The organism is Erysipelothrix amsterdamensis (genome assembly GCF_940143175.1).
GTDB classification, from domain to species: Bacteria; Bacillota_I; Bacilli_A; order Erysipelotrichales; family Erysipelotrichaceae; genus Erysipelothrix; species Erysipelothrix amsterdamensis.
Genome location: NZ_OW659496.1, coordinates 538,061 through 549,574, shown reverse-complemented (window position 1 = coordinate 549,574; position 11,514 = coordinate 538,061). Strand labels below are relative to the sequence as shown.

Below are 11,514 nucleotides of genomic sequence, written 5' to 3'. Positions count from 1 at the left end.
CACGTGCTTGAAACAAGTGCATCGTTCATTCTAAATTTAGAAAAAACATTATTCGTTCCAATGTGAAATTTATATCACTGAACTTACACATAGTGGAAACTTTAAACGTGGTACAATTAGACTATACTGGGAGGTGGCAATTTATGGCAATTATCGCAAGTAATGCAAAACGTACTAAAACGAATCGCAAATCGGAAGCTGCAAACAAGAGCCAACGTTCAAGTTTAAAAACAGCTCTACGCAGTTTTAATTCCGCAATTGAATCGGGCGACAAGGAAAAGGCAGTGATCCTATTCAATCAATCCAATTCATTGTTGGATAAATCGATTACAAGTAATATTCATCACAAAAACTACGTAGCACGAAAAAAATCAGATTTATCATTAAAACTTAACACATTAAAATAACCTTCATACGAAGGTTATTTTTTTATATCATCGCTTCCAACATAAATAACTCAAAGGCAACAAAGCGATCAATTTTTCCTTGTTTAACATCTTGATCAATCTGCGCTAGCTGATTTAATAAACTCAACAATCCGAAGGAAGGGCGCATCTGATTTTTAACCAAATAATAGACCTGCTTTTCTGAAAGTGACAAACGATCCGCAATTCCTTTGTTTGAAACACCTTGTTCATACAAGGCACTAATTTGGTAGATTTTACGAATACTGCTGCCAATCAAACCTAAAAGCGCGAGCGGGTCTACCTTTTGCGCAAGTAAATTTTGATAAACTGAAAAAGCTTTACCAATTTTTTTTTCTAAAAGTGCATTTGAAATCGCAAAAATATCTTCATCGATGTTTTTAGCTACGAGTTGACGAACCTGTTCTTGTTCGATCGGTTCACCCACCAAGCTCAATTTATTCAACTCTTGATATAAACGTGCTACATCATTACCAACACGATCTAACAATTCAACCATAGCGGCATTGGACATTTTAAAATCAAGGCGCTCAATTTCTTGCTTCATCAGCAAACTAAGTTGACCAACATCCATGTCTTTAATTTGATGAACACGTGCATGCTTCGCAATCGCTTTACCGATAACGGACTTTACCAATGGTTTTTTCTCAAAGATTACAATAAGACTTACATCAAACATCGATTGTGACATCAACGTACTCAGTGCTGTTTCCACTTCTTTTATGAGTTCATCATGTGTGTTTAAAACTACCGCCTTTTTATCACCAAAAAGCGATACAGTCAGAGCGCTCTCAAGAACGTGATCGAAAACAAATCCTTTATCACGCGTGTCAAAATGTGACACATCAAAAACACCGTACTGATTTTCATATTCCTTTATGATACTTTGAACCTTGCTCTTAACAAGAGAGGGTTCTTTTCCTACGATTACATCTATCATCTTATCACCAAACCTATTATACCAAAGTGACCGCGATTTGACACAAAGTAATCAAAGAATGGTGTGAACACAAAATCAATGGTTCCAAGTTTTGAAGTCTCTAATATTTCAACCCCATATGTATCGAGAGTATTAATTACCTCGCTATGAGGATGACCATATTTGGATGGGTCTGAACTTACAAGACCAAACCGAGGTTTTAAGTCGTGAATAAACCTCGGGTCTGTCGAAGTTCTTGAACCATGATGACCCAATTTAATGAGAAATATCGGTTCTTCAAATTGGTATAATCGCGTTAAATCTCTTTCTTGGGCTTTTGACGCATCACCCATAAACAAAAAAACATAATGCTTAATCTTCAAACCCAATATAAGACTGTTATCATTTTTTGTGGCATAGCATCTGTCTTCCAAAAACTCATGAAGCACTTTAAGTGAAGACCCCTTCTTGTCAATGACTGAACCGACCTTATAATCCTCTAGAATTCTATTTCTTGATCCATCATGATCTTGATCTGCATGGGTAATGATAAACTGATCAATGGTTCGTATTCCGTAATCTGATAAGACACGGCGAACCTCAGAATACGCAGAAGGTCTTCCCGTATCAATCAATGTTGTATGAAACGAAAACGGAGTTCGTATCAAAATACTATCCCCTTGTCCAACATCAATGAATGTTACAGTATAGCTGGGATTATAGACTGTCACAAACGCGATCAAAACCAATCTAACTGCAGATTTGAATTCTGAGTTTGACCTAAACAAAAATAATAAACATACCAATGGTGGCAAGCCATAAACCGTAAACCGCTCTTGTATTAAAACATTCACATTAATCCATAATGAATAAAAACAATCGTGTAAATCTAACGGCAAACCTATTAGAATAAGTACATACATTGTAAATAGTATGAATCCTAAAAGCGGTTTTAAGATTTTGGCCAAAATCATACTCATAACATCCAAACGTTTACAGGAATAAAAAACCAAAACAGACCGAAGAAACCACTCTGGTATGTTTTGAAATATGCGGGACAGATTTCTCAGTAACAGAGGTCCATAGACAATGACAAATGATGGGTTCTTAAGTGGTTGTGGAAATAATAAAATCAAAAGGATCATCGTGATTCTCTGAGAACATACTTGCCGCAACAAAATACTAAGATTTGAAGCATTTACACCAAACAGATATTGATACCAAAGTGCCACACAAACTCGTATCGTCTTCATCTTCATTGGAATACCAAACCGTTTCTTTATGATTACGACAAATTCAGAAAGCGATCGAATCTGAAATGAAATTAAAGATAAATATGATTCCTTTCGACTAAAGAAATAGGATTGGATGTTTGGATACACACTCATCGCGTTATAGATTGTCCCCATCAATGGGAGTGTTCCAAGTTTATTAAAATGACCCGACTGCATAGGGTCATTAGATAACCACAACACATCACCAATATTGCCTTCATAGCTTACCGGAATGCGTATTTTTCGGTTAAAAACATTGAGCCACAATTCACCCTCGCCCATCGAAACAACAACACCAATTGGTATGATACATTGATGAATCATAATCATAATGAGAAATAAGAATGGAAACAGATATCGAAAACAATGCTTACGGTAAAATAGAAAACCAGTCCAGGCAAAACACACCATAATTTTTAAGTTTAAGTCGTCTATCAAGGTTCCAAGAAGCAATCCATAGACTAAACACATATCGAATCCTTAATACGTTCTAAAAGCTTTGGACCAATGCCTTTAATATTTAAGAGTTCTTCAACGCTTATAAACTTTTCATGTTCAATGCGATATTTTAGAATCGCATCCGCCTTGCGAGGACCAATACCTTTTATTTGAATTAACTCCTGGGCAGATGATATGTTCAGTGAGATACACTGTTTTTTTGATTCAAGCCGAATCACTTGTCCTTCTTTAAAAGAATCTATTTCGGGTATTTCTTTTAAATTTGAAACCTGAATTCCAATACGATTAAGAATTTTTTGAAATGTATCGTCGTGTTCAACAGGCACGTGATATGATTTCGAATCCACTTCAACCGTAATTTCCGGCTTTTTTTTATACTCCAACCTTCCAATCAATCCTAAGGAAACAAAACCTACAAGGAAGAAACACAGCACAATTAATTTCATCAACCACCCCTTAGTTAATTATGCAACCAAAGTTTAGAACCATAAAAAAAGAAGCTTTCGCTTCTTAGTTAATTTTTAGAACTTTAACTTCATAAGGTTCATCGACTTGAACTTCAACAACGTCGCCTTCTTTAGCTTCGTTCATAGCTTGAGCAAGTGGTGAAACGTTTGAAAGTTTACCATTTTCTGGATCTGCCTCAACAGAACCAACGATTGAAAATGTTTCTTCAATTTCCATTTCCATATCATAAATTGTAACCGTTGCACCAAGACCAACTGTCTTATGTTTTTTTGCTTTGTCTCCATCAATAATTTCAACTTTAGTTAAAGTCGCTTCAATTTCACGGATACGAGCTTCAACACGTGCTTGACGATCACGAGCTGCATCGTAATCAGCATTTTCAGACAAGTCACCTTGTGCGCGTGCTGCTTTTAAATCTTCAATAACTTCTGGACGTTCTACTTCGATTAATTGACGAAGTTCACGATTTAATTCATCTAAACCAGCCTGTGTTACAGGAATTCTTTCTGTCATGTTCATCACTCCTTGAATAAAAATTATAACACACTCGTACCAATGATACTACTTATTTTAGTTGTAAGTAAATCAATAGCAACTGTGTTATGAGCCCCTTCGGGGATAATAATATCAGCATAACGTTTTGAGGGTTCTACGAACTGTTCATGCATAATACGAACTGTAGACATATATTGCTCAATAACGTGCTCCAACGTACGTCCACGTTTATTGACATCACGTACAAGACGGCGAATAAAACGAATATCTGCCGGTGCATCCACAAAAACTTTAATATCGAGAAGATCACGTAAACGAGCGTCGTCTAACGTCATCAACCCTTCCAAAACAATAACATCATTACACTGAATTTCTTCTGAATATTGACTTCGGGTATGATTCATAAAATCATATACAGGTTTTTGAATTGATACACCTGATTTTAAAGACTCCATATCAGAAACGAGTAAATCCATATCAAATGCAAATGGATGATCGTAATTGGTAGCCAATCGTTCTTCCATTGGTAAGTGGCTTTGATCTTTATAATAGTCATCCATTTTAATAATGACGACTTTCTGTGTTTCATCAAAATGTTTTTTTAACTTTTTCGCAATACTTGATTTACCGGATGCACTTCCACCAGCAATCCCAATAACAATTGGACTCATTATAGCCTCCTAATACTTAATTGAGTATCTCTTTGACACGTTGGTCATGTTCTTCAAATGTTTTTGAATAATATATTTTTCCATAATCTGGATCGTTTTTATCTGCCTTAACATTCGCAACAAAGAATAAATAGTCATGATGTGAATAGTTAATCACCGCTTCAATCGCAGACTGTGAAGGATTAAGAATCGGTCCCGGAGTAATGCCTTCATAACGATAGGTATTATAAGGGGAATCAATTTGATTATTGGTCATTGACTCACAATCATCCCAATCTTCAAATTCATAAAGCGCGTAACAAATCGTCACACTGGATTCAAGTTTCATCCCTTGTTTTAGTCGATTCATAAATACACCTGCAACATCTTGCATGTTTTCATATCCCGGAGCTTCATACTCAACAATCGACGCCAAGCTGAAAAGTTGATATGGCGTCATCCCTAAAGAATCAATTTGATCTTTATAGTTTTGATACTTATCGTTACCGTTAGCAATAAGTCGTTCTGTAATTTCTTCCTCAGAATTATTAGCATTAAACTCATATGTATCTGGATAGAGATATCCTTCTAACAATACTTTTGCATCTTTATTTTTGAGTAAATCTTTTGATAGAACCTCATATTGAGACATTAATGATTCAATATATTTTGGATCATTCCAAAGTTCTAAAAAACGTTCTACTGTTGTATTTGTTTCAGAAGCAATTTTCTTAGCAATATCCTTGGCCCAGCTTCCCTCAATAAGTGTAATGGCAACTGAACCGGTCTTATCATGTTCATAAGATGGTTTTTCGAGATACTCAAGAATACGATCGACATCCCAACTCTTATCAAGATTAAATTGACCTTCATAGAGTTGATCGTGATGCCCTAACTTCGCTTTGATTTTAGTAAAAAAAGCAGAACGAACAATTCCATCATCCGCTAAGCGGTCGATCACTGTTGACATCGTGTCACCTTCATTCACATTAAAAAGAACAGTTTGACTGTCCTTTGAAATGCTTTGTGTGTTGATATTGAATAGAAGCATAAAACCTACAACCGCAATCACACACACAAGCACGAGGCCACCAAGAATTTTCTTAGTGTGAGTGGTCATGTCCACATCCACAACTGCACTCATGATCTTCAGACGTTTCATGATCTTTACCACAAGCACATGCGCCTTCTTCATTTGATTCATCGTGTTGGATTACAAAAGCATTGAATACTTCTTCAATCATTGCCCATTCTTTAGGATCGGTAACTGCATTTAATGTTCCATCTTCAACATAACTTGAAACAAAAACTTCACCTGTTGTGTCTTCAGGGCTTACATATAAGACGTATTTTTTATTAAATGTATCGTCATCAAATGTAAATAGGATATCCATTTCTTGTTCGGTTCCGTCATCATTGATGACAATAAGTGATTTTTCTTCCATTTTAATTTCCCTCCATAAAACGGCGTTTATCCAAATACGTTTGTAGTATGTGAACGGCCGCAAGTTGATCGACAACTTTCTTTCTTTTTTTTCGTGATACATCTTGATCAATGAGTTGGCGATTTGCAACCACACTTGTAAGTCGTTCATCAATCAGAACAACCTCACAGTTAAACCAAGACTCCAATGTCTTTTTAAACTCTTCAGAAATTTGTGCACGTTCCCCAACATCATTATTCATCATCTTAGGAAATCCCAGTGCAATAACTTTTACGCGCTCTTTTTTAATTAAAGAATCCAACGGTTCCTTTAATTCGTCTATTGAGACTTTATAATACAATGTTTCAACTGGATGAGCATACATTCCAAGCCCATCGGATAGTGCTACACCGCATGTTTTCGACCCTAAATCGAGACCAATTATCTTACCAATCATTTACTTCTCACTAAGATAAAAACGCACTAACTCTTCAATAATTTCGTAACGTTCGACTTCCTGAATCTTCACACGCGCGTTATTGTGTGAAGAAATATATGCTGGGTCATTTGAAATCAAATACCCAGAAATCTGACTTACTGATTGATAGCCGCGATCCTCGAGTGCTGATTCTACTTCAGCAAGGATTTCTTTAATTCGATCACGACGAACTTCATCTGAATTGAAAGCCATTGTTTCTGTCACATTGTGTTTCGACATTTATATCACATCCTTTATTCTTATTTTATCGTATAAACCTTAAAAGATAAAGTTATTAAGCGATTTTGTTAGAAATCACTAATTTGGCATCTTCAATCTTGGTGATATCTTTACCACCAGCTTGAGCAAAATTAGGTTTTCCACCACCATTACCACCTGTTGTTATTGCAGCTTCTTTTGCTAAATCCCCTGCCTTAACACCTGTTTTAATTGCCTTATCGCTACATCCTACAACGAAATTAACGGATGACGCTTTATGATTTGCAACAAAAACGATATCCACATGATCACGGATGCGCTCAACAAGTTCTTTCACAACATTCATTTCTTGATCATCCATGTCAATCCATACAAAACTTAAGTCATTTCCAACAACTTCCGCCATTTGAATATATTCTTGAGTTTTAGCTTTAAGAACATCCACCATCATTAGTTTATATTTACCTTCTAACAGCTTCATTTCTGCTTCCATTTCTTCAATCTTAGTTTTGATTGATTTTTGCGGTGATAACTTAAGTTGCGTGCGAATCGCGTCAACTTCGAATTCTGTTTCTTTATAAGATGTGTATGCACCGAAGCTTGTTTTCCCAAGAATACGACGCACACCTGAACCAACACTCTCTTCAGAAACTAATTTAAAGACACCAATTTCTCCAGTACCATGGGCGTGAGTACCACCACATAATTCCATAGATGCATTCCCCATCGTTACAACACGAACGACAGATCCGTAGTTTTCTGAAAATAATGCCATGGCTCCCATTGCTTTTGCTTCTTCAAGCGGTTTCTCAACAACAGTTATTGGAAGTGATTCAGCAATCCATTGATTGATCATGAGTTCAACTTTTTCAAGTTGTTCATCCGTAACTTTTTCAAAATGTGAGAAGTCAAAACGGAAGTAGTTTTCGTCTACATAAGAACCTGCTTGAGAAACATGATCCCCTACTACCGCTTTTAAAGCAGAATGTAATAAGTGAACACATGAGTGATTTTTTCGAATTAAAATACGACGTTTCGCATCAATTTTCAAATCAAAGAGTTGTCCCATCGTAATCGTTCCGTCAACATCAACAAAATGAAGTGGTTGTCCACCGTTCGCTTTTTTGACATCCAAGACCTTACCTTTAGCACTATCCGACTCAATTGTACCCGTATCGGCCACTTGTCCACCACTTTCAGCATAGAAACATGTCTTATCGAACACAACATGACCTTTGCCTGTAAATGCGTCAACACGTTTTCCATCAACAAACAACCCTACAACACGACCTTGAGTTTCAAAAACATCGTAAATGAATTCACTATTTTCTTTGAAATTTAAGAGGTCTTCTTGCTGTGAACCCATCGATTCAACTTTTTGGCGGCTGCTGCGTGCTCGTTCTTTTTGCTCTTCAAGTGAAGCTTTAAAACCTTCTAGATCAACTGAAACATGATGCTCTTCAGCAATCTCTTGAGTTAATTCAATAGGGAAACCATATGTATCGTAAAGTTTAAAGGCTACATCCCCTGTAATCACAGCCTCTTGATTTGCTTCAATGGTATCAAGAAGTAATTTTTCACCACCAGCTAAAGTCTTCGCAAAACGTTCTTCTTCGCTCAAAATCAATTTAACGATCATATCGCGATGTTCAGCAAGGTTTGGATACGAATCACCCATAACAGCAATCACATCATCTACCAATGCATGGAGGAATGTTCCTTCAATCTCTAGAACTTTACCAAAACGCACCGCACGACGAAGAATACGACGTAAAACATAACCACGACCTTCATTTGAGAACACAGCTCCATCCGCTAGTGTAAATACAAGCGAACGAATATGGTCTGAAATAACACGGTATGCCATAACATTATCTTTATATTTGAGAGGTGTTAAAGCTTCAATTGCTTGAATAATAGGAATAAATAAGTCTGTATCAAAGTTTGTCTCTCCATCTTGAACAATACTTACAAGACGTTCAAAACCCATTCCCGTATCAATATTTTTTTGTGGAAGCTCTTTAAACGTATGAATGTCGCCACCTTCAACACCATCAAATTGAGAAAAGACGATATTCCATACTTCAACATAACGGTCATTCTCAAGATCTTCAAAGAAAAGACGTTCTCCAATATGCTCTGGATCATACTTCTCACCGCGATCATAAAATATTTCTGAGTTTGGACCACAAGGGCCATCACCAATTTGCCAGAAGTTATCATCAGTACGTAAAATACGTGATGGGCTGACATTATATTTATTAACCCAAATATCAAAAGCTTCTTGGTCATCAGTATGCACACTAAAATATGCTTTATTTACATCCAAATCAAGCCATTCACTTGAAAATAAAAACTCGTACGCGAATCCAATCGCTTCCTCTTTAAAATAATCTCCAATTGAGAAATTTCCGAGCATTTCAAAAAATGTATGGTGACGTGCAGTCTTACCAACATTATCGATATCATTAGTACGCAATGATTTTTGAACATTCGCAATACGCGGTTTCTTCGGCTTAACGCGACCATCAAAATATTTCTTTAACGCTGCAACACCCGAATTAATCCATAAAAGGGTATCATCATCAATTGGAACAAGGGGTGCACCCGGTTCAATCATATGATCTTGTGCTTTAAAATAATCCAAAAACATTGTTCTTATTTCACTACTTGTAAGTTGCTTCATAACTTCCTCCTAAACATAAAAAAAACATTCCATCCAGGAACGTTTTCACGCGGTACCATCCTGATTTATACAAGTGTATACATCTCTCCTGTTTTTAACGCAAACAATACGGAGTTTCCTCATCTTCTAAAGGAGCATCGATTTCATGTCACTCAAGTTTTTCACCAACCAACTTGTCTCTAAAAGTTCCATCAAAACCAATATATCTTTAGTACGATTTTTCATGATAATCTTACCACATCACACTTTATTTGACTAGCCTTGAACTAACATTTCTACCTTAACAACATCCGCTACATGCCCTACTACTACGAGAACATCATTTTCTTCAAAAATTGCATCCGGTCCTGGCGATAAAATCATCGTACCTTGACGATTCAATGCAATAATTGTCATCTTCGTTGTTTGGTAAAACGCAGAACTTCCAATTGTTTGACCAATTAATTTCGAACCCGAGTGTAATGTAAATTCAAATCGTTTTAAAGGATCAGAAAAAGAAAATCGACCTGATAAATCCACGATTTGGCTAATAATAATCCGAATTTCTTCATCAATTTCATGACGTTTATCCATTAATGCATTTAGACGGTGTTTGAGCTGAGTAACATCTGTAACCGAGGAAAATGAATCTAAGTAAGCAATGGCTGATTCTTTTGAACCGATGATAACTCCATAATTATTCGCAACATGCACGACTTCAACCTCTTCAAGAAGACTCATTGCTCTACGAATTGTTTCTGGAGATACACCATATTCACTGGATAAAATAGAACGACCCGAAATACGTTCACCTTCTATTAAATCATTACGTGCAATTCGCGCCGCAATATCAAGTGCTATTTGTTGATATCGTGCTTGTTTCTTCTGTGTCATTATCTCTAACCTCGCATTCACTCTATATCTTAAATATTACCATAGATTCTCTATGTTTAAATAAAAAACACTAACTTAAAAATGTACTATTACTAAAAAAGGCATTTCCTTTCATATAAGAAAATACCTTTTGATTTAAATTTAACTAAAAAATCTCATACATTGAATTTATAATTTTAGGTTTAGACTTTAATTACTCGTTAAACATTGGTGTTGATAAGTAACGTTCACCGGTATCTGGAAGAACAACAACAATCGTCTTCCCTTCATTTTCAGGACGTTGTGCGACCTTCACAGCAGCAGCAACCGCAGCACCTGAAGATACCCCAACAAGCAAACCTTCTTCTTGAGCTAACTGACGACCAACAACAAATGCTTCTGAGTCCGTAATTCGAATAATTTCCTCATAGATATCTGTTTGAAGAATTGAAGGAACAAAACCCGCACCTAGACCTTGTAGTTTATGCGGTCCAGGTTTTTCTCCAGAAAGAACTGCTGAGTTTTCAGGTTCAACCGTAATAACTTGAACATTTGGATTTTTTTCTTTTAAATACATTCCGGTACCTGTAATGGTTCCACCAGTACCAATACCCGCAATAAAGATATCAACTTGGCCATCTGTATCTGCATAGATTTCTGGACCTGTGGTTGTGTAATGCGCCTGAACATTAGCGCTGTTATCAAATTGTGATGGAATAAATGAATTCTCATATTCTTTTGCAAGTTCCTCAGCTTTAGCAATGGCCCCTTTCATTCCAGAAGCACCATCCGTAAGAATCAACTCTGCACCATAAGCTTTTAATAAATTACGACGTTCAACACTCATTGTTTCTGGCATTGTTAAGATTACTTTAAGACCCATTGATGCACCAATGGATGCAAGACCAATCCCGGTATTACCACTTGTAGGTTCAATAATGACGGTATCATCATTAACGAGACCTTGCTTACGTGCTTCCGTCAACATTGCGAATGCAATACGATCCTTAACACTACCACCTGGATTAAAAAACTCTACTTTCGCAAGAATTGGCTTCTTAAGTCCTGCTTCTTTTGAGATATTATTCAATTCTACAAGTGGAGTACGACCAATAAGTTCTGTTATATTTTTATATGTTTTCATATTATCACCTTTACCTATATG

At 36.4% G+C, this 11,514-nt stretch carries 13 protein-coding genes; 1 reads left to right on the top strand and 12 read right to left on the bottom strand.

The window, feature by feature from the left end; translation table 11 throughout:
- The first annotated feature begins 143 nt into the window (after window positions 1–143).
- The gene (rpsT, locus tag NMG63_RS02595) at window positions 144–407 is read left to right on the top strand and encodes a 30S ribosomal protein S20 (RefSeq protein WP_254007394.1); all 264 of its coding nucleotides are present in this window, start codon (window positions 144–146) and stop codon (window positions 405–407) included.
- 22 nt (window positions 408–429) lie between these two features.
- Here rpsT and holA read toward each other — a convergent pair whose 3' ends face one another.
- From holA to cysK, 12 genes are all read right to left on the bottom strand, one after another.
- Window positions 430–1,365, bottom strand: a complete 936-nt coding sequence (gene holA, locus NMG63_RS02590) for a DNA polymerase III subunit delta (protein WP_254007393.1) — start codon at window positions 1,363–1,365, stop codon at window positions 430–432.
- A complete protein-coding gene (locus NMG63_RS02585) occupies window positions 1,362–3,089 on the bottom strand; it encodes a ComEC/Rec2 family competence protein (protein WP_254007392.1) in 1,728 nt (575 codons plus the stop codon). Before NMG63_RS02585 ends, holA begins: the two co-directional genes overlap by 4 nt.
- Window positions 3,080–3,523: a ComEA family DNA-binding protein gene (locus NMG63_RS02580; RefSeq protein ID WP_123171720.1), complete on the bottom strand. Its 444-nt coding sequence runs from the start codon at window positions 3,521–3,523 to the stop codon at window positions 3,080–3,082. The genes NMG63_RS02585 and NMG63_RS02580 overlap by 10 nt, the downstream gene beginning before the upstream one ends.
- A gap of 64 nt (window positions 3,524–3,587) precedes the next feature.
- Window positions 3,588–4,058, bottom strand: a complete 471-nt coding sequence (gene greA, locus NMG63_RS02575; RefSeq protein ID WP_003773073.1) for a transcription elongation factor GreA — start codon at window positions 4,056–4,058, stop codon at window positions 3,588–3,590.
- A 23-nt stretch (window positions 4,059–4,081) separates the two neighbouring features.
- Window positions 4,082–4,711, bottom strand: coding sequence for a uridine kinase (gene udk / locus NMG63_RS02570; protein WP_003773072.1), 630 nt, complete (start codon window positions 4,709–4,711; stop codon window positions 4,082–4,084).
- A gap of 16 nt (window positions 4,712–4,727) precedes the next feature.
- Window positions 4,728–5,852 carry an endolytic transglycosylase MltG gene (gene mltG / locus NMG63_RS02565; RefSeq protein WP_254007391.1) on the bottom strand — a complete coding sequence of 375 codons (1,125 nt, stop codon included), beginning with the start codon at window positions 5,850–5,852 and terminating at the stop codon, window positions 4,728–4,730.
- On the bottom strand, window positions 5,794–6,135 hold the full coding sequence (locus NMG63_RS02560; protein WP_254007390.1) for a DUF1292 domain-containing protein: 342 nt from the start codon (window positions 6,133–6,135) through the stop codon (window positions 5,794–5,796). The genes mltG and NMG63_RS02560 overlap by 59 nt, the downstream gene beginning before the upstream one ends.
- Window position 6,136: 1 nt before the next feature.
- Window positions 6,137–6,571, bottom strand: a complete 435-nt coding sequence (gene ruvX / locus NMG63_RS02555) for a Holliday junction resolvase RuvX (RefSeq protein WP_003773066.1) — start codon at window positions 6,569–6,571, stop codon at window positions 6,137–6,139.
- Entirely contained in the window at window positions 6,572–6,832 is a 261-nt protein-coding gene (locus tag NMG63_RS02550; RefSeq protein WP_003773065.1) for an IreB family regulatory phosphoprotein, read from the bottom strand. It lies immediately after the preceding gene.
- A gap of 55 nt (window positions 6,833–6,887) precedes the next feature.
- The gene (gene alaS, locus NMG63_RS02545; protein WP_254007389.1) at window positions 6,888–9,497 is read right to left on the bottom strand and encodes an alanine--tRNA ligase; all 2,610 of its coding nucleotides are present in this window, start codon (window positions 9,495–9,497) and stop codon (window positions 6,888–6,890) included.
- 255 nt (window positions 9,498–9,752) lie between these two features.
- Entirely contained in the window at window positions 9,753–10,370 is a 618-nt protein-coding gene (locus tag NMG63_RS02540; protein ID WP_254007388.1) for a GntR family transcriptional regulator, read from the bottom strand.
- A 193-nt stretch (window positions 10,371–10,563) separates the two neighbouring features.
- Window positions 10,564–11,493 carry a cysteine synthase A gene (gene cysK, locus NMG63_RS02535; protein WP_254007387.1) on the bottom strand — a complete coding sequence of 310 codons (930 nt, stop codon included), beginning with the start codon at window positions 11,491–11,493 and terminating at the stop codon, window positions 10,564–10,566.
- Window positions 11,494–11,514: the final 21 nt, after the last annotated feature.

Coding starts and splice junctions, on each gene's coding strand:
- rpsT (WP_254007394.1), top strand. CDS start 144: ATGGCAATTATCGCAAGTAATGCAAAACGTACTAAAACGAATCGCAAA.
- holA (WP_254007393.1), bottom strand. CDS start 1,365: ATGATAGATGTAATCGTAGGAAAAGAACCCTCTCTTGTTAAGAGCAAG.
- NMG63_RS02585 (WP_254007392.1), bottom strand. CDS start 3,089: ATGTGTTTAGTCTATGGATTGCTTCTTGGAACCTTGATAGACGACTTA.
- NMG63_RS02580 (WP_123171720.1), bottom strand. CDS start 3,523: ATGAAATTAATTGTGCTGTGTTTCTTCCTTGTAGGTTTTGTTTCCTTA.
- greA (WP_003773073.1), bottom strand. CDS start 4,058: ATGACAGAAAGAATTCCTGTAACACAGGCTGGTTTAGATGAATTAAAT.
- udk (WP_003773072.1), bottom strand. CDS start 4,711: ATGAGTCCAATTGTTATTGGGATTGCTGGTGGAAGTGCATCCGGTAAA.
- mltG (WP_254007391.1), bottom strand. CDS start 5,852: ATGAAACGTCTGAAGATCATGAGTGCAGTTGTGGATGTGGACATGACC.
- NMG63_RS02560 (WP_254007390.1), bottom strand. CDS start 6,135: ATGGAAGAAAAATCACTTATTGTCATCAATGATGACGGAACCGAACAA.
- ruvX (WP_003773066.1), bottom strand. CDS start 6,571: ATGATTGGTAAGATAATTGGTCTCGATTTAGGGTCGAAAACATGCGGT.
- NMG63_RS02550 (WP_003773065.1), bottom strand. CDS start 6,832: ATGTCGAAACACAATGTGACAGAAACAATGGCTTTCAATTCAGATGAA.
- alaS (WP_254007389.1), bottom strand. CDS start 9,497: ATGAAGCAACTTACAAGTAGTGAAATAAGAACAATGTTTTTGGATTAT.
- NMG63_RS02540 (WP_254007388.1), bottom strand. CDS start 10,370: ATGACACAGAAGAAACAAGCACGATATCAACAAATAGCACTTGATATT.
- cysK (WP_254007387.1), bottom strand. CDS start 11,493: ATGAAAACATATAAAAATATAACAGAACTTATTGGTCGTACTCCACTT.